The organism is Exiguobacterium qingdaonense (assembly GCF_018617855.1).
Taxonomy (GTDB): Bacteria; Bacillota; Bacilli; order Exiguobacteriales; family Exiguobacteriaceae; genus Exiguobacterium; species Exiguobacterium qingdaonense.
On record NZ_JACSKY010000006.1, the window covers coordinates 1 to 22,173 of the forward strand.

The window sequence follows — 22,173 nt, forward strand, 5'->3', positions numbered from 1 at the left end:
ATGCCGACTTCTCGCCATAAAAAAACACTCCCCAATTAGAATAAACAGATTTGTTATTTCATCTGTCTACCTATTGGGGAGCATATCATTTCTCGAAGGGGTGTTTGTCATTTGTTGATCAAATCTTGTTTCAACTCTTCGTTCCGTTTTTTGAAAGCCCGTCGCTTGAGCACTTCCTCAAGTCCCCGACTGATTGCCCACAATGCGACCAAAAGCAGACCGAGCATCGACAAACGGAACGGACTTTGGATAAACTCTTCCCATTGGTCTCCGATGACAGAAAAAATCACGACGACGAGCAGTTTACCAAACCCGGCCGCCAACACGAACGTGCGAAGCTTCATTTGAATGAGCGCCAACAAATAAGTGATCAAACTGACCGGTATAAACGGGAGCGAGTACAAGAACCCGAGCGAAATCGGACTCATATGATTGATTCGCTCTAGCCAATATACCGCGGTCTTATGTTTCTCTAACCATCGTGTCATCGGCTTTCGGAAGATGTACCTTACAGCTACGAAGACGACGACCGTCCCGAGTAAGCTGCCAATCCACGATAAAAGAACTCCTAATAAAAAGCCATATGTGGCCGCATTGGCTGAGATGATTAAGACGAGCGGCAAAAATGGAAAAATCGCTTCCAAAAAAGGCGCGCCGAGGCCGGCCCACGGGCCACCAGGTAAACTTTGAAGCCATTCGATCAATTGGATGATGTACTGTTGGAGAGAAGTGAGCATAGTCGTTCCACCTTCAACTTTCGTTACTACCCTATTCCCCAAATTCGATTTACAAGACGCATCTCCCTGCATTCACGAAAAAAAATAAAAACCATTTGCGAAAACTCGCCGTGATATTTATCATATAATAATGGACTTGTGGTTGCAGGCAAGTCTATTCGTCGAACGACACAACCCAACGTTCGTTTTCCTGCAAAAAACTGAACACAGGGGAGCAACATAACATGGAATCAAAACCAATGCGGGTCTTGTTGTACTATAAGTACGTCAACATTGAAGACCCAGAAACACTCACGCAAGAGCATTTGAAGTATTGTAAGGAGCTTGGGGTCAAAGGACGCATCTTGATTTCCTCCGAAGGAATCAACGGGACGTGCTCTGGTACTTGGGAACAAACCGAGCAATACATGAATGACTTGAAAGAGAACCCACTTTTTAGCGACATCGAATTTAAAATCGATGAGGTTGAAGAGCATGCTTTCAAGAAAATTTTTGTCCGTCATAAGAAAGAGCTCGTGACGTGGCGCTTTGATGGTGAGTTTGACGTGCCGAAACAACACGGGGCATATCTCGAACCAGCAGAATGGAAAGAGATGATGAATCGTGATGATGTCGTCATCCTCGATGTTCGTAACAATTACGAGTACGAGCTTGGTCACTTTAAAAACGCGATCAAAATTGATGTCGAGGCGTCGCGATACATGCCAGATTGGCTCGAAGAGAACAAGGACCTTTACGAAGGAAAAACACTTCTCACGTACTGTACCGGCGGTGTCCGTTGCGAGAAATTTACAGCATATATGCGTGACCAAGGTCACGACAACATCTTCCACCTTAAAGGTGGCGTCGCGATGTATGGAAAAGATGAAGCGACAAAAGGAGAGGACTGGGAAGGTGAGCTTTACGTCTTTGACGAACGCATCAATGTACCAGTCAACTCCGTGAACCCGAATGTTGTCTCACATTGCATGCACTGTGGGAAAGAGACGGTTCGCTACGTTAATTGTGCCAACCCGGAGTGTAACTTACAGCATTTCTGTTGTGAAGAATGTGAACCGAAACATAAGCGTTCATGTTCAAAAGCGTGTGAAGAACACCCTCGCAACCGTTATGTCATTGACAACATTGCAGAGAAACTTCAAGAAACTGAAGAAGTTGCCGGGTAACAAAAATCGACCAATCGGTGTCATGGAGAACTTCTCCGTGACACCTTTTTTGACAAAATCTTAACGTCTAGCAACAGCCGCTTTCGGGTATAGTGAAGATACTATGTCAGACAGGAAGTGAATGTATGTTTAACGAACCTTTACTCGCTGCGATGCTCGCTTGGTTCATCGCCCAAGCAGCCAAGCTCGTAACCGAACTCATTAAAACGAGGGATTTTGAACTTGAAATTATGTTCGCTTCTGGTGGTATGCCGAGCTCACACTCGTCCACGGTCGTCGCGCTCGCAACGGCTATCGGACGCATGGAAGGGATCGATTCGAGCATGTTTGCCCTCGCAATCGTCTTTGCGACCATCGTCATGTATGATGCGACAGGCGTCCGACAGGCGGTCGGATTTCAAGCTCGACTTCTAAATGATTACTTTAAAGGAATCAAACATGAAACCCCCATTTTGAATGAACTCGTCGGACACACTCCGTTTCAGGTCATCGTCGGAGCATTGCTCGGTCTTGTCGTCGGATTGCTTTTCCCAATATAAAAGGTATGTCATTTCTCACACTTCTGATTCTTTTTGTGAAGTTTCACAAAGAAGACGTTATACTCAGAGTGAGGAGGAATCGACATGCCTTTTTTGCAAAAATCTTATGAGTCACTTGATTCACTCGCAGAAGCAATTGGTCAAGCGATTCGAGCACCCATTACAATCGAAAACCGCCATCATCAATTGCTTGCTTATAGCACACATCCTGATTCGACCGACCCGGCCAGAATCGCAACCATTATCGGTCGGCGTGTCCCCGAGCCCGTCATCGAGGACTTATGGGAAAGCGGCATATTAAGAGAGGTCATCAATCAACATGACCCTGTCGTCATCCCGGCCCGCCTCGCCGTCGGACTCGGGGAACGTGCAGCTGTCGTCATCAAGCAACATGATGAAGTCCTCGGCTATATATGGAGCTTGGCACGGACAACCCCGTTTACCAATCAAGAATTAGCCATTTTGAAAGAAGGAGCGACGATCGCAAAAAAACTACTCATGACGATTGCGATGCACGAGCGGCGCATCAATGCCGAACTCGAACGCTTTTTGTTAGACGTCCTCGCCTCCCCGGCACTCAATGACTCCAATCGCGAACGATTGAACGAACTCGCGCCCATTGCGGTCGCAAGTCGTTTGACGATCATTGAATGCGCCCAACCGATTACCCCGCAGTTGGCAGAACGTCTCCACTATGTTCTCGCGACTCAAGAGGCAATCGAAGTCGTGTTACACGCCATCGACGGGCAACAGTTACTCATTTGGCACTATATGAAATCAGAACTCTCCGATGAAGAGACGGCGTTACTCGCCTGGGCAAAACGTTTCGAACGATTGCTTCAAGACAAATTCTCCGAATCCGAACCACGACTCGGCATCAGCCGACGTTTTTTCGAAAGTGATATGCTGTACGCCGCAGCCGAAGAAGCGAGGCGCGTCACCACGTTACGTCGCAAATTCCCTTTGGAGCTTTTGAACTCTCATGCATTTGAGCAAATCGGGATTTATCAACTCGTCCCCGAACTCGCAAGGCGCATCGGTCTACGTCTTGAAACCCACCCGACCGTCGAACGTTTGCAACAGTATGATTCATCGCATCAGACCGAACTCGAGACGACACTCGAATGGTATTTTTATTTTGAGGGTAACGTAAAAAGGGTCGCGTCACACCTACACATTCATCCGAATACCGTCTTGTATCGGATGCGTCGGATCGAAGAATTGACGAATATTACTCAAGTTTCTTTACCGGAACGTGCGATGATTTATTTAGCAATCAAAGCCGGTCAATATCGATTAGAAGACTAGACAACCACTTTGTGTTTTTTCACAAAGTGGTTGTCTTCATTTTTAGAATCCATGATAAAGACAGCGTTTTCAAATGGGTCTATACTAAGGGTGTGAACAATTTGTGTCAACGGAATGAAAGGGGAATGTTCCATGAAAATCGGGGTATTAAAAGAGATTAAAAACAATGAGAATCGGGTTGCCTTAACGCCGATGGGGGCAGTGATGTTAACGGAGCTCGGTCATGATGTCTACGTCGAAACGAACGCTGGTCTCGGTAGCGGTTTCACAAATATAGAATATATCGACGCTGGTGCAACAATCGTCGAGACAGCGAAAGAAGTATGGGAGGGCGTTGAACTCGCACTCAAAGTAAAAGAGCCGCAAGCATCGGAATATCAATATTTCCGTCCTGACTTGACCCTCTTCACCTATTTGCACTTGGCAGCAGAGCCAGAATTGACAAAAGCGCTCGTCGATTCAGGCATCACGGCCATCGCATATGAAACGGTAGAAGTCGATCGGACGCTACCGCTCCTCACACCGATGAGTGAAGTCGCAGGTCGTATGGCTGCACAAATCGGAGCACAAATTTTAGAAAAACCTCATGGTGGGAAGGGCATTCTTATGTCCGGCTTACCTGGTGTGCCTCGTGCGAACGTCACGGTCATCGGAGGCGGTGTCGTCGGAACGAATGCAGCCCGTATCGCAATCGGTCTTGGGGCGAGCGTCACCTTGATGGACATTAGTCCAGCCCGACTCCGTCAAATCGACGACTTGTTCGGAAATACGATCAATACGTTGATCTCAAATAAATACAACATTGCGAAACAAGTGGCTGAGAGTGACCTCGTCATCGGGGCGGTCCTCATCCCGGGAGCAAAAGCACCGAAGCTTGTCACAGAAGAAATGGTGCAACGCATGTCACCCGGGTCGGTCATCGTCGATGTCGCGATCGACCAAGGAGGCATTTGCGAAACAATCGATCATATCACGACACACGATGCCCCAACGTATGAGCGCTATGGCGTGCAACATTATGCTGTTGCCAACATGCCAGGTGCCGTGCCACGCACATCTACAATGGGTCTGACGAACGCAACGATGCCGTATATTATCGAATGTGCACAAAAAGGTGTACTTCCGGCACTTCAACAAAACGATGCGCTTCTAAAAGGATTGAACGTTATAAACGGGACTGTCACGTATGAAGCGGTCGCTCGTGATTTGGAGTATCCGTTCATGCATCCTTACGAAGCGGTCACTAAACAAAAACAAGTGTAAACAAAAGGCGACGAGATGCCTATTCTCGTCGCCTCCTTTAATATGAAAGAATGGTCCGAACGACAGCGCCCGTCCCCATTCTTCGCTTATGCATTTTCAACGGTGATGTCTTCCCCGATAATCTTCACTTCCGGTTCTAACTCCACTTCGAACTTCTCTTTAACGATTGCTTGCACGTGACGAATCAATGAAATGTATTCCGTCGCTGTCGCCTCCGCAATATTGACGATAAATCCTGCATGCTTGAGTGACACTTCCGCTCCCCCGATCCGCTTCCCTTGTAAGCCTGAGTCTTGAATCAACTTGCCGGCAAAATAGCCGGGAGGGCGTTTAAACACGCTTCCACAAGAAGGATACTCAAGCGGTTGCTTCGATTCGCGTTTATACGTCAAGTCATCCATGACTTCTTTAATCAGTTCGTCGCTCTTCGGTTCAAGCTCGAACGTCGCCTCTAAGACGATCAATCCTTCTTTAGAAACATAGCTCGTCCGATAATCGAGTTCTAACTCGTCTTTCGATAAATGAAGGACTTCCCCATCCGGTGTCAATACCGTCGCAGAAGTGATGACGTCTTTCGTCTCTCCGCCGTATGCGCCTGCATTCATATAGACCGCTCCACCGACTGTCCCAGGAATCCCACAGGCGAACTCAAGACCGGATAAACCTTCCGTAAGCGCTTGGCGCGATACATCGATAATCGCTGCCCCTGCTTGGGCAATCAATTGATTCCCGTCTCGACGAATCGTGTTTAACTCATTCAGGTTCAATACGATTCCACGGATTCCGCCGTCACGGACGATCAAGTTTGAACCGAAGCCAAGAATCATAAACGGCATCGCCTCTTGATGAGCTAATTGTAGGACGGCCTGTACTTCTTCATATGTGTGTGGTGCTACGAAGTAATCTGCTTTTCCACCTAGTTTTGTATACGTGTGTGCCGACAACGGCTCGTCTTGAAGGACGCGCTCGGGCGAAATAATACTCTGAAGTTGCTGTAAAAAGCTCATGCGTTCACTCAATCCTTTACGTTCTATTTAATCAGTGCTTCGGCTCCATTTCATCCGCTCCGAGCACGTCACTGAATGGTTTCAGTACGAAACACAGTATACAAATGATTGATGGACGTGACAAGCAACGTTTTTCTTACAATATGGCGATTAGTTTATAACAATAACGATGTAGCGATCGCAACTATAATCGGAATTGTAAAGTTATCCCAATCACGATATGAAATCGCTTCAGTTAACGTAGCTATAATGGAAATGATGAATCCATAAGTTACCACTTGCCACATGACAACATCATTCCACAAAAACAATAAAAATAAGACTGCATACGAACTTAGGAACATAGCGATGCTTCCTTGAAAAGAACGCTTTTGACCGTATAAATCATAGATGACCGTGCCATATTTACGTCCAATGAGCGCGGCCATCCCATCTCCCCACGCAAGGACGAGCGACCCGGCTAAAAATGCGATCGGCTCCGACTCAAAGAAGAAGTATAAAATGACGAGTAACGCAATCGGGTAGTATACCGTACCGAGTGACTTTCGTTCTGTTTGGTGAACCGGCGACGGACTCTTATATAGCAAGACCGCATTCGCAAAAGTGAAGAAGAGGAGTGGGACTGCCGCGACGTACCATGAATCCATTAACCATACCGCCAAAAGCGACCAATGTCCGACTGCGATATGTACACCTTTTCGAATCGTTTCATCTGTCCACCCAAGACGTTTCCCGATTTGTTCGATTCCTACGAGAAACACAAGGACGACCGCAATGGAAAGAATCGAACTGAGCCATTCATTCATTGTTTGACCACCTCTATGTACAGAATGTTTATAATACCGTCATTATACCTCATTCAGTGCCCATCCTAGCTTACTTTTCAAACATTTGGTAGAATGAGGTCAAATGACTGTATAGCCAACGTACGATGTTGGCGATAGAAAGGGTGGCCGTATGCGCGACGCAACTTCAATTCAAACTTTGGCAGATTGCCTTCATTTCATGCAAGTTGGAGAAATCGAGCGAGCCATCGCCCTCTTCCCGGAGGACGTACGTGAGCATTTCCCAAAAGAACTTCGAAAAATCCACTTGTTCCACATTGAAAAAAACGGCTTATCCATCAACCAAATCGTTGCTCTCGCAAACACATTGACTGGAGAACATCTATCCGCGACAACGATTCAAAACTGGACAAAGCGTGAAGTCCGGAAAATCATCGGTGTCCCGCGAATCGGTAAAAAATATTCATTACACCAAGCGGCAATTATTTATCTCCTTGACGACTTAAAACACCTTTTTTCATTAGAAGAGACGAGTTCTCTATTGGCGCTCATCTTCAATAACCCCGACCGTGATGAGGACGACTTTATCAAACCGATTGATTTTTATCGCCTGTATGCGGAGTATGCAAAGTCAACGAGCCCAATCGACCTGCTCGATACACGAGCGAAACGATCGCTTGAAAAGATGGAGTATTCACACCCAAACATTATCCACGTCTTGAAGCTTTGTTTGTATGCACATCGGGTGACGACACTTGAACTTGAGGCGAAGCATTACTTAAACCGTTTCATTTGATGGAACGAAAGAAAAAGGACGATTGTCCCGACACAAGTCGGTCCAATCGTCCTTTTTCTGTTCACGTTCGGATAGAGAGAAGGTTTTCAGTACCCTCTCTTCTGACCGGTGTTCTTCATCGTTATGAGACAGATACCGCAAGCGGCATCCGTGATTTAATCGTCAACGTTTTGAGTACAGAAAGAAGTTCAAACATCGATAACTGATCTGCTTCTTTCGTTAAGCAGAACGTGTCGTCCTCTTGTTTTCGTAGCTCTGCTACGAGCTTACCTGCTTTGTCCCGAACGCTGAATTTATGACGTTCCACATCGTATTGAATCGTGAAGAGTCCGCGTTCATAGACATTGTACTCACACTTTTTCCCGAACAACGAGAATTTGTCTTTCAATTGACCAATCGCCTGCCCGTCATGGTTCATGACGACCCATTTCTGGCAATTCGGGATATACTTCCCGTGAGCGATTTGTCGTCCTGACAAATTGTGCACTTGGACACTGCCTTCCGCGTCGCGGTGAACAGATCCGATCGCATCATTTGACTCGTCATAAATGGTCGCCTCACCTTGCGTAAAGACACAACCTTTTACATAAATTAATTTGCGCACCGCTTTTTCCTCCTAGCACGTTCCAACCGTGATTTTTTATATGTGTACGGTCGGGTATTTCTGAAAACCCCAATCGTTTCTCTCTCATTTTTATCTCGTTTCAACTACTACATATTTCATATGACGAAGATGATTATTGCATCGTTTAAAGAAAAAGACAACCCCTTTTTTTCGACACGATTTCGGATTCTGTCGAACTTGTGAACAAGCCTGTTCTTAACGCCTGTATCCCGCTTCCTTTAAGAGTTCTTCAAGCTCCATTCTTGCAATCAGACGAACTTGATTCGGTGCAGCCAATTCATGCGCACTGTCCGTGAAAGTTGAGTTCGTCACGACCCAGCCTTCGTGCGTCCCATAATACGGAACAGCCGCCGCGATTTGTTGAACCGCTTCAAGACCGACTACCTTTTCATAGCGTTTTGCTTGAACTGCAATCGACCATCCATCCGGAGTCTCAAGTAATAAATCCGCTCCAAAATCGCGAGATGCGGGGGTCACCGTGACTGTATAACCGAGGGCTGTGAATACTTCTTCTAAGAATAGTTCAAACTCACGACCATCCATCCGATCGATTCGATCGAGGGTCGACAATCTGAACTTCCAAATCAACCACACGATGCCGAGAATGAGGAGCAATATGCTACTCCAAAGTGGTGCCTCGAACCACCATAAACAAACCGCACCGATGATGCTTAAAAGTAAACCGATCAACTCCATCCTTCCTTTCCAATTCTTCTATCTTACTTTACCGTTTCACGGGCAGGAATTGGAAGGGGGAGCTGTCGAATGATATAGAGGATGTGCTCGTTTAACACCACGAAGGAGGGATGACCGTTCATGGAGAACCACGCCAATCTCCAAAGTGAGTTACTGCATGCATTACCTTACGGGGTTGCCTTAATACAAAAAGATGGAGCAATCGTTCAAGCAAACCGACCATTTCTAGAAAAGTTCCCAGAGAATCTCCAAACTCGTACGAACCTGTTTCATATGGTCAATCAGTCTCCCATCACGATGGAATTGTCTCGCCGGATGGAACAAGGACTTCCTTGGATGTATGAACTACCAACGATGCGCGTGCATGCCATCCCTTGGGAGAACCATTACCTCCTCTCGATTGAACCACTTCCCCATGATACACGCGTGACGATTCAACACAATGCTTTCGAGGCAATGATGCACACCGAGCTCGACATGGCGATGATTATGACAGATGCCAATATGTTGATCACCCGTTTCAATCAAGGGGCAATGGAACTGTTCGGCTACGCGCCTCATGAAGTCCTTTATGAAATGACGCCGTTCGCTTTGTTTGAGTCGAGAGAGTTGAGCGAAAAACGCTCTGCTTATCAAGACGAGACCGAGCGATTGCTTTCGTTTGAACAAATGTTGCGCCTTGCGCTCGACCGAGGAAACCGTGAGTGGAAATTTCAATGTAAAGACCGGACACACTTCATCGGTAAACTGTTTATGCATCCCGTTTATGAGAAAGAACAGCTCATCGGTTTCTTCTTCTTCGTGTTTGATGTGAGTTCCGAGATTGAGTTGAAACGGGAACTTCGCTATAAAGAGCAGCGTTATCGCATGTTTGCCGAGTCCGTGATCGAAGCCGTCCTGTTTCATGAAGGTGGAGTGATTCTCGACGCGAACAAGGCGGCCGAGTCGATCTTTAAAATTCCTGCAGAACAGATGGTCGGGCGCCAGACGATTGAGTTTATCGCCGAGGGATACCGAGCAGACGTATTGCGACGCATTCGAAATCACATTCAAACGCCTTATGAAGTCATCGGACGACGGGACGATGGGACATTTTTAGAGATGGAAGTCTATCCGAAAGAAGTGACCTACCAAGGTCAAACGTTGCGAGTAGCTGTTATGCGTGATATTAGTGACCGTAAAAAGATTGAACGCATGCTCGAACGTGAAAAAAATGCGATCGCCCGTCAACGGGATATCATTCAATCCATTTTACAAGCGTCAAACGAAGCGTTTGTATTGACCGAATCGAATGGGAGTGTCTTGTTCATGAACGTTCATGCGAGACGTCTCATGGATTTGCCAGGCATCGCCCCGAACAAAATCCAAGAGAGAATCCCCCTCCTCTCCACGTTCCGTCCTCGTGACAGAAGCGAGATGTTACGTAAAATGGACCAGTTGTTTGACGGAACGGCTCGAGAGGTGTCGATGCGATTCTCAATCCCGCAACCAAACGATCGAGATGAAGAATACTACGAGATGTATGGGACAACGATGGATACGAAACGGCAAATCGGAATGGATAGTGGTTTCTTGTTTGTGTTTCGCAATCGTACGGAAGAAGAGAAGATGGATCAAATGAAAAATGAGTTGGTGAGCACCGTATCCCATGAATTGAGGACGCCACTTTCTTCGTTGTCTGGATATATCGAACTGATGCTCGCTCGCGATTTGACACCTGAAAAACGAGAGCGCTTTTTAAACACAATGTCGCGAGAAGCGAAGCGACTGACCGCATTGCTAAACGATTTTTTAGATATTCAGCGGATGGAGGACGGCCATCAGGAATACAAACAAAATCACTTCTCATTGAATGAACTGACTTTGGAAGTGATTGAACGATTCCGTGAAACGAGTGATCATGCCATCCATTTCGATCACACCGATGACATTCAGTTGATTGCGGATCGAGACCGAATCGAACAAGTACTCGTCAACCTGATTTCAAATGCCATTAAGTATTCTCCAAATGAACAAGAGATTGAAGTGAAAATCCGACAAGAGCATAATCAGGCACACGTATCCATCCGAGATTTCGGAATCGGCATTCCCGAGCATGCGTTTGAGAAACTGTTTAAGAAGTTTTATCGAGTCGATAATTCAGATACACGTAAAATCGGTGGGACGGGCCTCGGATTATCCATTTGTAAAGAAATCATTGAGTCACACGGCGGAATAATCGAAGTGGAGTCAACTGTCGGAAAAGGCTCTACGTTCACATTCACATTAGACTTAGCGGAGGACATGTCATGAACAATTATGCTTTTACCGGATTCCCTGGCTTTTTAGCGGGAAAATTAATTGAACATCTCGCTTCGTTACCGCATCAAATCGGAATCATCTACGCCTTGCATCTTCCAAATCAACAACGTGAAGCGGAATACTTGCGTGACTCTTTGCTTTCAGCAACGTCCCTTGAACCGCATCAGCTCGTGCTCGTGGAAGCGGATATCACATTACCTGAAGTGATTCTCGATCCAATCGTACGGTCTGTCGTTGAACGCGATGTACATTACGTCTTTCATCTCGCTGCCGCTTACGATTTGAGCATCCCATATGACATCGGTTATCGCATCAATATCCTCGGAACGAAACATGTGACCGCGTTCGCCAAACGTTCGAAACAATTGAAGCGTTACGTTTACTTTAGCACAGCCTATATCGCCGGACGTCGGCGTGGAACGGTCTATGAGAACGAACTATGGCACCGGGTCCAGTTTAAAAATCATTATGAAGCGACTAAGTACGAGGCGGAAGCGCTCGTCTCCCGTGAGATGGGAAACATGCCGATCACCATCATTCGCCCTGGTATCGTGATTGGTCATAGCCGAACCGGCGAAACGAAAAAGTTCGATGGTGTTTATTTCGTCTTGAAATTGATGGCACAACTTCAGCAGATGCGCCCATTGCCCTACATCGGGCGAGCGAACGTCGAGGTAAACCTCGTCCCGTACGATTATGTGGTGGAGGCGACCGCCTTCTTAGCCCACTCTCCGACCGGGATGAAGCGGACGTTCCATTTGACGGACCCATTCCCTCACGGCGCACGGGAAGTGTACCGTATGTTGCATGAGGCGATGTTTGCACGTCCCCCTCGTGGGACTATTCCTCATACGGTTGCCGATGCGGCATTCACTGCATGGAATGGTGGCAAACGACTCGAGGTTCCTCACGAACTACTGGACTACTTTAAACATCCCGTTCACTTTGACACGACCCAAACGATCCGTGCACTCGACGGGACGGGAATCGTTTGTCCAGACCTAAAGGACTACCTCCCGGAAATTGTCCGTTATTTTATGACACACAAAAAGCCCTGATTCGTCAGGGCTTGAAGCGAGGATTGACGAAATGCATGAGATTCATACATCAACGGCAAGTGTACTCCGCAAACGGGAGTACACTTTTTTACACTTGATTCGCGTCTTTACGAGAATCCGCTTGGTCGTGTAGCAGACGCTCGAAGACGAGAATATAGACCAATGCCACAAAAAGCCCAACGATACGAGGGAGCACCGCAACGATTGCATCCTCCATATACGCTGTTGGAATTAGGTAGATCAGTAACGACTTCACGCCATACATCAAAATCAATGACGAAAGTAATACAAGCGTTACCGCTCGTTTCGACACATCCCCGAAGAATTGTCGCCCTGTTTCCTCTCCTTTTGTCATACCGAGCCAAGATAACAAGTCAAACCCCTCCTTGATCGATTCAGTCAAGTTCCGTATTCAAAAACCCATTATATACCAATCTATGAATCGAATAAAGGTGATTACAAATCATGTCACCATCTGACTTCTTTAACTCGAAACAGCTTCAATTTTTTCGTTGGGAATACAGCCTGCGACACACGATTATCCAATCAAAATTTTCTCTTTCGGATAACGAATCTTTCGGTTGGCTTGCCGTGCGACCGTGAACAGAATCGTCAACGACCCGACCCGTCCAAGAAGCATCATGAACATGATGAACCCTTTACCGGCGTCATTCAGCTCGGCCGTGATCCCGAGCGATAAACCAACCGTACCGAATGCTGAGACCGTCTCAAACAAAATCGATCCTGCCGGAATGTGACCGTTCGTCAAAATGACGAGCGCCGTAATGATGAGAATAAACAAGAAGCTTGAAATTGCGACCACATACGCCTTTTTAATTTGAAACGGGTCAATCGTTCGCTCCATGATCACCGTTTCCTTTTTCCCTGCAATGAACGCCCACATGTCTGCAAAGATGACCGCAAGCGTCGTCACTTTAATTCCAGAACCGGTCGAGGCCGCACCTGCCCCAATATACATGAGAATTAAAATCAAGCCGATTGATGCAGGGGCCATCGTCGAGATATCGATTGTATTGAAGCCTGCCGTTCGCGTCGTCACCGCTTGAAAGAACGTTACATGTAACGCCTCACCGAACGGCTTTCCGTACATGACCCCTTTGTTTGACACCCATTCAAACAACATGAGGATGAACCAAGCCACACCGTTGATGATGAAAAGAGACAAAATCATGATTTTTGAGTGGAGGGCGAGTCGTTTCCACCCTCTCACCTCCGTCACGTCAGCAATCGTCGTGAATCCAAGACCTCCAATCGTAATCATCATCGCAATCGTTACAACAATTGCCGTGTTCTGTTCAAACGACATGAGACTGTCCGGAAACAGGGCGAACCCTGCGTTATTGAACGCAGAAACGGCATGAAAAAATCCGTAATGGAGAGCTGTCCCGAAAGAATAGTCCCCGGTTCTATATAGCTCGAACGTCAAAAACATCATTCCCATCCATTGCACGATAATCGTTGTGAAGACGATATTTCGAACAAGTCGAACTGTCCCGCCTGGTCCTGCCAAATTCAATGATTCTTGCAACAGAATCCGCTGTTTCAATCCAATTTTCTTCCCTAGTAGACTGAGGAGCATCAACGCAATCGTCATGAACCCGAGACCTCCGATTTGGATGAGGGCGACGATGACCAGTTCACCAAACAGCGTAAAGGATGATCCGATGTCGACTGTGGATAAACCAGTCACGGTTCCCGCCGATGTCGCAATGAACAGACAATCAATCCAAGAAACCGGTTGTTCCTGAGAAAACGGCATATATAGAAGTGTCGCCCCAATCAAGATCGCCAGCAAGAAACCTCCCGCGATAAAACGAGCGGGTTTTTCGAAAACGATTCGATAGAGAGCCTCAATTCGGTTCATGAGTAATTTACGCGTTGATAATCTATGCCGCATCACGACATCTCCTTCACTTTTTTTGTTCTAAGCCTCATATTACTCTCCACCCTTATAAATGCCAATACAAAATGTATCTCTAACGCTTTCGATCATTTTTTGGTATTATGAGAGATAGACTTTAAGAATGTTGAGGAGGTTGAATGAAACCGTGGACCCTAGTACGGTAGATCATTCGATAGAGGATGTCTCACGAAGGCTGGAGCGCCAATCACAATGTATGCCTGCCCACCTTTATTTTCAGCTAGAAGAATTGCTTCATTGGTCACTTGAGCAAGAAGTCGTGAATCAATTGTATGCATTGTTAAAAAAATACGACGTATTAACCGATATAGAGCGTGAAGAACGAAATATCAGCATTCAAATGTTGATTGATGAAAACGGCGCTTAATCATCGGGAACGCATGTTGCGGGAGACGAGAAGCGTCTCTCGCTTTTTTTGTCCTGATTTATTTTGGAAAGGTGGAAAACAAAGACATGGATGTCGTTACGTTAGTCGGACTCATACTTGGGTTCCTCACCCTCGTCGGTGGAATGCTATTAAAGGGCGCAGGTATCGCACCGCTGATCAACCCTGCCGCAATCGTTATTATTTTCGTCGGTACAGCTGCCGCGGTCAGTATTGCCGTATCGAAAGAACAACTGCAAAACGTTCCGAAACTGTTTAAAATCTTGTTTAAAAAGCAAGAACTGCCAAGTAAGCCCGTGTTGCTCACTCAGTTCGTTGACTTGTCGACACAAGCGAGGAAAGAAGGGCTTTTATCTCTTGAAACGGCACTCGAACAAGTCGAAGAACCGTTCTTGCGCCAAGGTATGATGATGGTCATCGATGGTCAACCGTCCGAATACATCGCCGAGGTGATGTCTCGTGATATCGAGAATATGGAAATACGCCATAAAGCGAACGCTGACGTGTTCACACAAGCAGGTACGTACGCTCCGACACTCGGTGTACTCGGTGCCGTAATCGGACTTGTCGCCGCATTGAAAGATTTATCGGATATCGACAAACTTGGATATGCGATTTCAGCTGCCTTTGTTGCGACGTTATTCGGGATATTCAGTGGTTATGTGTTGTGGTTCCCGTTCGCCAATAAGTTGAAGCAATATTCAAAGAGCGAGGTCGTCGTTAAAGAAATGATGATTGAAGGGATCTTGTCGATTCAGAGCGGCGAATCTCCTAAAACGCTAGAAGATAAGTTGTCTGTGTATTTGTCTCCAAAGGAGCGAGCTGACTATGAAGCGCAAAAAGAAGCATGATCATGAAGAACATATCCCGGAAGGATGGCTCATTCCTTACGCCGACTTGTTGACACTCTTGCTCGCGCTATTCATCGTACTATTCGCATCAAGTAACGTCGATCAAACGAAACTTCAAAAAATGTCACAGTCCTTCAGTCAAGTATTCTCTGGAGGGGTTAGTGTCTTTCAGGCTTCTACCGCTTCAAACAGTGATATCAGTCGGACAGATCGAACAGATACGACCGCGAACCCGCGGACGTACGAACTGGCTCAGCTTGATGAGTTAAAAGAAGAAGTGAACCAATATATTAAAAAGAATGGTCTAGAAAGCCAAATCAAAGCGACCATTAACTCGAGTGGTCTTGTCTTAACAATTCAGGACCGCGCCCTCTTCAATCTAGGAGAAGCGACGCTTGATGCGGACGCTCGAAGTGTCGCTCAAAACATTAGTCAGATATTGCAGAAGGCCGGTAAGCGAGAAATCGTCGTCTCTGGTCATACCGACAACATTCCAATCAACACGCCTCGTTTCCCATCAAACTGGGAACTCAGTTCGGCGCGAGCAACCGCGTTCATGCGAGGACTTCTAGAGAACGAGTCATTGAACCCCGCTCAGTTCACATTAGCGAGTTATGGTGAGTTCAAGCCGATTGCGACGAACGATACGGAAGAAGGTCGTTCAAAAAACCGACGTGTTGAAGTGTTAATCAAACCACTCGTCAACCTTTCTGAAGGTGAACCGAAAATGATTGAAACTATCATCTTGCCAAACTAAAATCACCCACTCTCGAGTGGGTGATTTATGTTATTGCGTCAATTTGAAGTAACGTCTCGCCAGTTCAGTAAGCGGACTTTCAAACAAGCGTTTCCGCCAATACAGGTCCGTCACCTTCTTCACAGCCTCGCTTCGGGATGGATATGGATAAATCATTCGTGATAACTTTCCAATCTTATCACCGCGCTGCATCGCATAGACGACGATCTGCATCCAATCTCCCGAAGACATCCCAACTGCATGTCCGCCAAGAATCTTACCGTTCTTACGTGTAATTATTTTTACGAATCCGTTTTCTTGACGATCTGTGATGAAACGGTCAACTTCGGATAAGGTCGCTTTATACGTCTCGATATCGTCCCCGTAACGCTCGCGTGCCTCCTGTTCAGTCATCCCAACATGAAATACTTCAGGGTCTGTGAATGTAATCCAAGGTAGCTTGCTATAATCTACCTTGTTCCATAGTCCAAAGAGCGCGTTGGCGACGACCGCCTTTGCCTCTTCCCCTGCCGCATGTGTGAACGGTAGCGTTTTGATCGTATCTCCAATTGCAAAGATATGCGATTGTGACGTCCGATACGAAGAGGAGACGTCGATATACCCTTTCGTGACTTGAACGTTTGCCCGGTCGAGACGGAGTTCATCGATTCGAGGCACACGTCCCGTCGCCATGAGCAATTTCTCGGCTTCATACTCAACCGATTCTCCATTCACCTCTGCCGTCACTCGAACATGACCATCGATTGAATCGACCCGCTTGACCTTCACGCCAATCTTTAAGCGCATCGCCATCTCGAGTTGGGATTTTAAATAGGTCGAGACCTCTTTGTCCTCTTTAGGGAGAAAGTCATCCTGCGCTTCGAGCACCGTCACTTGCGAGCCAAGCCGAGCGAAGGACTGGGCTAACTCGAGCCCGACCGTCCCGGCACCGATGACTATCAGGCTCTTCGGTAGTGTCTCTTCTTCAAACACCGTTTCATTCGTTAAGTATTTCACTTGGTCTAATCCATCAATCGGGGGAACGGTCGGCTTTGACCCCGTCGAGATGACAAATTTCTTTCCAATCAACAACTCGTCCCCGACCTTCAATTCATATGGACTTTGGAATGAAGCCTCTCCTATATAAATATCTACCCCGATTTTCTCAAACCGTTCTCTTCCATCATGCTCTTGTATGATGGCACGAGCCTTGTCGACCCGCGCTTTTGACATATGGTAATGTTCGGCACCATCAAACTCGGTTCCGAGAACTCGTGCTGCTTGCATAATCGAATTCGCTTCTTTTGAAGCAGCAATCAACGCTTTTGATGGTACACACCCGACGTGCAGACAGTCGCCCCCTAAATGCTTATTCTTTTCGACGAGCGCTACTTTCACGCCTAAATTTGCCGCCCCAGCGGCTACCGTCATCCCTGCGGCGCCACCACCGATAACAATCAACTGATAATCCTTCATCAAATCAACCTCCGATACTGTTCGCTTACATGTTCCATCCGTTTTCGGTTCACTCCAAGGTCTGAGTGACCGACACGAGACGCAGACCGAAACTCGATTTGTTGCGCCGTGTCATCAAATAAAAAATCGACATCATCTTTGAATCGCATCACCTTCGAAGTGACCACATAATGAAGTCCATCCTCTGTTTCCTTCATCAATTCGGTCCTCGGTAATTGATTCATTATCATCTTGATCGCTTCAACTGATCGATCGCGACTCCCTCCGTATGGGAGGGGATTCATCCGCAAATTTTCAATAGAGGTTTGCGTCGAAACAGCGTTCGGACTTCCTTTTAACGGTTTCAAAGATTGATTGGCCATCGTGAAAAACCTCCCTCTCTGTGCATACATCTATATGTAGCCTGAAATCGGGAGGTTTAATCCTATTAATGTAATTCACTCGGGTCGAGTGGCAACAAGACGGTCACGGTCGTCCCATGTCCGACTTCGCTCTCGATTACGAGTTTTCCTTCATGCGCCTCGATCAATTCTTTTGAGATTGCAAGCCCTAGCCCGCTACTCCCTTCTGTCACGTGAGCTTGATAAAACATCTCTGTGATTCGCTGTAAATGATCACGTGAAATGCCGGGACCCTCATCGATAATCGAGATGAAAGCGACACGTTCTGACTGAACGAAGCGAATCGTCAACGTCCCCCCCTCTGGTGAGAAACGGATGGCGTTCTCCAGAATATTTAAAAACACTTGTTTTAACCGATTCTCATCAAACAGCCCGACCGACTTTTGTGGATAGCGCTCGACGAGGGTGATGCCTTTATCTTCAAGTGACTGCTTTAATTGCAACGTCACTTTCCGTAACAAGGAGACCAAATCCAGTTCTTGACGATATAGGACTAGGCGGCTCTCTTCAATCTTTGTGTAATCGAGCAGTTGCTCCACAAGACCGATCATGCGCTCTGTTTCCGAATGGATAATGCTCAACCCAAGCTCCGTCTCATCCGACAATTTTTCATCGCCTCCACGAATCGTCTCGGTCCATCCTTTAATCGAGGTGAGCGGTGTTCGCAGTTCATGCGACACACTAGAGAGAAACTCGTTACGTGTCGACTGGTGTTGTTGCACTTTCGCACCTAAATACGTGAGTGTTCGAGCCAAAGCCCCGAGTTCGTGTTTTTCGTTTGATTCAACAGATACGTCAAAGTCCCCTTGTACCATCTCATCTGCTGTTTCGATGATTTGGCGAATCGGTCTGACGAAGCGTTCGGCGATTCGTATGACCGTATACAGAGCGAGTAACCAAATGAGAACCCCAATGGTCACGACCGTCATCCAAATTTCACGAATGAGCGTGTCTAAATCTTCAAGTGGCCGTGTGAAGCTAATCGCAAACTCTGACGTTTCGTTTGTCATGATGGGACTAGTGACCGATAAGTAATGTTCATCGCCGACATCATAGTCTTGGACGACCGACTCCCCTTCTGAAAGCTTCTGTAACTGCTCTGGTGAAAAAGATGCCTGCCGCGTCCGCTGTCCCGTCGTTTTGACAATCGAACCGCTTTGGTCGACAATCGTCAAATCGGTCCCGGGATAGCCAAATGTCCGAACGAGGACCGAGAATGCGCTCGGGGTCTCAAATCCGACTTGGGCTTGAGGGTATAAATATGCACTTGTGGTCGCATGACTGAGTAATGCCTCTGACTCATACTCGTAATAGTATCGATATGTCCCATAAGACAGCACGCTGACGAGTAAAAGTAAGACGATGGTCACGACAATCATCATGCGAATGACTAACTGTTGCTTCATGCTTCATGTCTCCGCCATTTGTATCCGTGACCCCACAACGTCTCGATATAAATCGGATGGCTCGGGTCGTCTTCAATTTTTTGACGCAAGCGGCGAATGTTGACGTCGACCGTTTTTCGATCCCCGAAATAATTGATCCCCCATACAGCGTCAAGAAGCGCATCACGTGATAAGACGATTTCTTCATTTTGAACGAGGTGACAAATCAAATCATATTCTGTCGGCGTCAAATCAATCGATTGTCCGTACTTCGTCACTTGTTTCGCGGCGAGGTCGATGGCGAACGGTCCCGATTTCAATCGTTTGGAGTCTTTTCGTTTCACTTTTTCCACGCGACGCAACAGCGCCTGGATACGTGCCACCAATTCGCCCGGACTGAATGGTTTGGCAATATAATCGTCTGCTCCTTTTCCGAGTCCTTCAATCTTATCTTCTTCAAGCGTTCTTGCTGTCAGCATGATAATCCCAACATTTTCGTCGATATCCCGAATGGCCGCACATGCCTCGAACCCGTCCATCTCTGGCATCATCACATCTAACAGGACGACATCGAACGGTTCACGGTCAAAAGCGGTGACCGCCTCTCGTCCATTCGTCGCCTCACACACGTCAAAACCGGCCCGCTTTAAATTAACAATAATGAAGCTGCGAATCGCATGCTCGTCCTCAGCTACTAAAATTCGATTCATATTTCCACCTCTTCTAGAGTTCACTTCTCTACATTATAGTTACGTTTTTGCGACAAGGTTGTCAATTGACCTTAAAAAGGTTTAGGATGGAGTCATTAGAATCTGAAGGAGGACCCCCTACTACTATGAGTTACAAGATGATTGTATTGGATATGGATGATACGCTTCTCACGAGCGACCATAAGATTTCCCCTAAAACAAAAGAAGCGCTTCTTGATGTACAAGCACGCGGCTATAAAGTCGTTCTTGCGAGCGGACGACCAACGTTTGCGATGTGGGATGCAGCCCGTGAATTGGAACTTGCGAAATACGGTAGCTACATCCTATCGTTCAACGGTGCTTCGGTCATCAATTGCGCGACAAACGAGGAAATTTTCTCGAGCACGCTCCAACCGGATACAGTCGCCCATCTCCATGATATCAGTGAACGTGAAGGAATCGCGATTCATACGTACGTCGGTAACGAAATCGTAACCGATCGTCCGAACCCGTATACCGATATCGAAGGTGAATTGACGGGTATGCCGGTCGTACATGTCGACAATTTCAAAGAAGCCGTGACAGCCCCGGTCGTCAAATGTTTGATGCTTGCAGATGGTGATACGCTCGCCCCAATCGAGACAAAGCTACAAGAAGAGTTGGCCGGGCAGTTGGCCGTTGCTCGTTCTAAACCATTCTTCTTAGAGTTTACAGAGGCTGGTGTCACAAAAGGGACAAGCCTCGCCTTCTTAGCCGACCAACTCGGCATCGCACAAGAGGAAGTGATTGCTTGTGGCGATGGGAACAACGATTTGACGATGATTGAATGGGCCGGTCTCGGCGTTGCCATGGGTAACGCAAACACGATCGTCAAAGGGAAATCAGACTTCATCACAAAATCAAACAATGATGACGGCATTGCTCATGTCATCGACACGTACATGACGGACGTACTCGTCACGCAATAAGCTTCTTGTTGCAAGAAAGGGAGGAAGTAAGATGAATAAAGGGTTGAAACGAGCTGGAGTCGGTTTGATTGGAACAGCGATCGCAGGAGCGGCGTATGTGTTCCTCTCGCCTAAACCGGCAACGCGTCTCATCAAAACTTCGTTCGCGGGGGGGAACGAAGTGGAGATGAAGGGATTTGAGGAAGTCGTTCAAAAGACGTCTGTCCGAAAAGACATCGACTATTTGTCTGCTTATGAAAACGGAACGTTCGACTTGATTCGCTATGAAGGAAATGGACGCAAGGTTCCTACGATTTTTTGGGTACATGGCGGTTCATTCGTCGGCGGTGACAAATCAGACGTATTGAACTACGCGGCTTCGATCGCGAGTAACGGATACAATGTTGTCAGCATCAACTATGCGCTCGCGCCTGACGTGACATATCCGACTCCACTCAAGCAGATTGAAGAGGCGTATACCTTTATCGCGGAAAATAACGATCGATTCCATCTTGATTTGGAACGTGTTTTCTTTGCCGGAGACTCAAACGGTGGACAGCTTGTAGCACAGTTCGTCGGGATTCAGTTGAACGACGACTATTCGCCTTCTGCCGATGTTTTGCAAGTCGTACCAAAATCATCAATTCTTGGAACCGTCTTATTATCTGCTCCGCTTGATTTTAAACGTGCATGGCTTGAATCATCGAAGTCCATGAATCGGTTCTTATTTAAACGAATCGGTTGGGCTTACTTTGGCACGTATAATTGGGAGACACTCCCTGTCGTCGCCGAGGCCTCACCTCTAGTCAACGTGCCTGCAACGTTCGTGCCGACATTCATCACCGATGGGAACGCCCACTCGTTTGAAGATCAAGCGAAAGAATTTGCGACGATCCTCTCCGGTCGAACAGATGTCACGACCGCTTTTTATGACCGAAATGAACACGAGCTCGGTCATAACTACTATTTTGAAATGGACCGTCCGGCTGCTAATTCCACGTATCGCCGTTTGATCACGTTCTTACGTGAAACGACGAATCCATCCTCATAACATAAGCGACGTTCGCCTTTTACGGTGAA

General features: G+C 46.9%; 23 protein-coding genes. 12 read left to right on the plus strand and 11 right to left on the minus strand.

Annotated features, from left to right (window positions below; translation table 11 throughout):
* Positions 1-107: 107 nt before the first annotated feature.
* Positions 108-737 (minus strand): TVP38/TMEM64 family protein, encoded by a 630-nt coding sequence (locus KNP00_RS08290; RefSeq protein WP_215144078.1) that lies wholly within the window; start codon positions 735-737, stop codon positions 108-110.
* 224 nt (positions 738-961) lie between these two features.
* Here KNP00_RS08290 and trhO point away from each other — a divergent pair, with 224 nt between their 5' ends.
* From trhO to ald, 4 genes are all read left to right on the plus strand, one after another.
* The gene (trhO, locus tag KNP00_RS08295; protein WP_215144080.1) at positions 962-1,903 is read left to right on the plus strand and encodes an oxygen-dependent tRNA uridine(34) hydroxylase TrhO; all 942 of its coding nucleotides are present in this window, start codon (positions 962-964) and stop codon (positions 1,901-1,903) included.
* Positions 1,904-2,028: 125 nt separating this feature from the next.
* Positions 2,029-2,442: a divergent PAP2 family protein gene (locus tag KNP00_RS08300; protein ID WP_215144082.1), complete on the plus strand. Its 414-nt coding sequence runs from the start codon at positions 2,029-2,031 to the stop codon at positions 2,440-2,442.
* Between the two features lie 84 nt (positions 2,443-2,526).
* Positions 2,527-3,750 carry a PucR family transcriptional regulator gene (locus KNP00_RS08305; RefSeq protein WP_215144084.1) on the plus strand — a complete coding sequence of 408 codons (1,224 nt, stop codon included), beginning with the start codon at positions 2,527-2,529 and terminating at the stop codon, positions 3,748-3,750.
* Between the two features lie 132 nt (positions 3,751-3,882).
* Positions 3,883-5,013, plus strand: coding sequence for an alanine dehydrogenase (ald, locus tag KNP00_RS08310; RefSeq protein WP_215144086.1), 1,131 nt, complete (start codon positions 3,883-3,885; stop codon positions 5,011-5,013).
* Positions 5,014-5,099: 86 nt separating this feature from the next.
* On the opposite strand, the gene murB is transcribed toward ald, so the two are convergent.
* Both murB and KNP00_RS08320 read right to left on the minus strand, forming a co-directional pair.
* Positions 5,100-6,020, minus strand: coding sequence for a UDP-N-acetylmuramate dehydrogenase (gene murB / locus KNP00_RS08315; RefSeq protein ID WP_215144088.1), 921 nt, complete (start codon positions 6,018-6,020; stop codon positions 5,100-5,102).
* A gap of 155 nt (positions 6,021-6,175) precedes the next feature.
* Positions 6,176-6,826: a diacylglycerol/polyprenol kinase family protein gene (locus KNP00_RS08320; RefSeq protein WP_215144090.1), complete on the minus strand. Its 651-nt coding sequence runs from the start codon at positions 6,824-6,826 to the stop codon at positions 6,176-6,178.
* A 151-nt stretch (positions 6,827-6,977) separates the two neighbouring features.
* Here KNP00_RS08320 and KNP00_RS08325 point away from each other — a divergent pair, with 151 nt between their 5' ends.
* On the plus strand, positions 6,978-7,601 hold the full coding sequence (locus tag KNP00_RS08325; RefSeq protein WP_215144092.1) for a DUF1836 domain-containing protein: 624 nt from the start codon (positions 6,978-6,980) through the stop codon (positions 7,599-7,601).
* Positions 7,602-7,722: 121 nt separating this feature from the next.
* On the opposite strand, the gene KNP00_RS08330 is transcribed toward KNP00_RS08325, so the two are convergent.
* Both KNP00_RS08330 and KNP00_RS08335 read right to left on the minus strand, forming a co-directional pair.
* Complete coding sequence (locus tag KNP00_RS08330; protein ID WP_215144094.1) at positions 7,723-8,205, minus strand: LURP-one-related family protein; 483 nt, start codon at positions 8,203-8,205, stop codon at positions 7,723-7,725.
* 216 nt (positions 8,206-8,421) lie between these two features.
* A complete protein-coding gene (locus KNP00_RS08335; protein WP_240542797.1) occupies positions 8,422-8,922 on the minus strand; it encodes a restriction endonuclease in 501 nt (166 codons plus the stop codon).
* Between the two features lie 120 nt (positions 8,923-9,042).
* Between KNP00_RS08335 and KNP00_RS08340 the strand changes: the two genes are divergently transcribed.
* On the plus strand, positions 9,043-11,214 hold the full coding sequence (locus KNP00_RS08340) for a PAS domain-containing sensor histidine kinase (RefSeq protein WP_215144097.1): 2,172 nt from the start codon (positions 9,043-9,045) through the stop codon (positions 11,212-11,214).
* On the plus strand, positions 11,211-12,281 hold the full coding sequence (locus KNP00_RS08345) for an SDR family oxidoreductase (RefSeq protein WP_215144099.1): 1,071 nt from the start codon (positions 11,211-11,213) through the stop codon (positions 12,279-12,281). Before KNP00_RS08340 ends, KNP00_RS08345 begins: the two co-directional genes overlap by 4 nt.
* A gap of 88 nt (positions 12,282-12,369) precedes the next feature.
* On the opposite strand, the gene KNP00_RS08350 is transcribed toward KNP00_RS08345, so the two are convergent.
* Both KNP00_RS08350 and KNP00_RS08355 read right to left on the minus strand, forming a co-directional pair.
* Complete coding sequence (locus KNP00_RS08350) at positions 12,370-12,654, minus strand: hypothetical protein (RefSeq protein WP_215144101.1); 285 nt, start codon at positions 12,652-12,654, stop codon at positions 12,370-12,372.
* Positions 12,655-12,819: 165 nt separating this feature from the next.
* Entirely contained in the window at positions 12,820-14,199 is a 1,380-nt protein-coding gene (locus tag KNP00_RS08355; RefSeq protein ID WP_215144104.1) for a TrkH family potassium uptake protein, read from the minus strand.
* A gap of 139 nt (positions 14,200-14,338) precedes the next feature.
* Here KNP00_RS08355 and KNP00_RS08360 point away from each other — a divergent pair, with 139 nt between their 5' ends.
* The 3 genes from KNP00_RS08360 to KNP00_RS08370 all read left to right on the plus strand — a co-directional run bounded on the left by KNP00_RS08360 (position 14,339) and on the right by KNP00_RS08370 (position 16,216).
* Positions 14,339-14,590, plus strand: a complete 252-nt coding sequence (locus tag KNP00_RS08360) for a hypothetical protein (protein ID WP_240542798.1) — start codon at positions 14,339-14,341, stop codon at positions 14,588-14,590.
* 86 nt (positions 14,591-14,676) lie between these two features.
* On the plus strand, positions 14,677-15,459 hold the full coding sequence (gene motA, locus KNP00_RS08365) for a flagellar motor stator protein MotA (RefSeq protein WP_215144105.1): 783 nt from the start codon (positions 14,677-14,679) through the stop codon (positions 15,457-15,459).
* Positions 15,437-16,216: a flagellar motor protein MotB gene (locus tag KNP00_RS08370; RefSeq protein ID WP_215144107.1), complete on the plus strand. Its 780-nt coding sequence runs from the start codon at positions 15,437-15,439 to the stop codon at positions 16,214-16,216. The genes motA and KNP00_RS08370 overlap by 23 nt, the downstream gene beginning before the upstream one ends.
* Before the next feature lie 30 nt (positions 16,217-16,246).
* Here the strand turns inward: KNP00_RS08370 and KNP00_RS08375 are convergent, their stop codons facing one another.
* The 4 genes from KNP00_RS08375 to KNP00_RS08390 form a co-directional block, all read right to left on the minus strand.
* Positions 16,247-17,671: a dihydrolipoyl dehydrogenase family protein gene (locus tag KNP00_RS08375; protein WP_215144109.1), complete on the minus strand. Its 1,425-nt coding sequence runs from the start codon at positions 17,669-17,671 to the stop codon at positions 16,247-16,249.
* Positions 17,671-18,033 (minus strand): DUF1499 domain-containing protein, encoded by a 363-nt coding sequence (locus KNP00_RS08380; RefSeq protein WP_215144111.1) that lies wholly within the window; start codon positions 18,031-18,033, stop codon positions 17,671-17,673. The genes KNP00_RS08375 and KNP00_RS08380 overlap by 1 nt, the downstream gene beginning before the upstream one ends.
* Positions 18,034-18,098: 65 nt before the next feature.
* Positions 18,099-19,478, minus strand: a complete 1,380-nt coding sequence (locus KNP00_RS08385) for a sensor histidine kinase (RefSeq protein ID WP_215144113.1) — start codon at positions 19,476-19,478, stop codon at positions 18,099-18,101.
* Positions 19,475-20,167, minus strand: coding sequence for a response regulator transcription factor (locus tag KNP00_RS08390; protein WP_215144115.1), 693 nt, complete (start codon positions 20,165-20,167; stop codon positions 19,475-19,477). The genes KNP00_RS08385 and KNP00_RS08390 overlap by 4 nt, the downstream gene beginning before the upstream one ends.
* Positions 20,168-20,292: 125 nt before the next feature.
* Between KNP00_RS08390 and KNP00_RS08395 the strand changes: the two genes are divergently transcribed.
* Together KNP00_RS08395 and KNP00_RS08400 are read left to right on the plus strand one after the other, a co-directional pair.
* Entirely contained in the window at positions 20,293-21,114 is an 822-nt protein-coding gene (locus KNP00_RS08395) for a Cof-type HAD-IIB family hydrolase (protein ID WP_215144117.1), read from the plus strand.
* A gap of 31 nt (positions 21,115-21,145) precedes the next feature.
* Positions 21,146-22,144, plus strand: a complete 999-nt coding sequence (locus tag KNP00_RS08400) for an alpha/beta hydrolase (protein ID WP_215144120.1) — start codon at positions 21,146-21,148, stop codon at positions 22,142-22,144.
* Positions 22,145-22,173 lie beyond the last annotated feature (29 nt).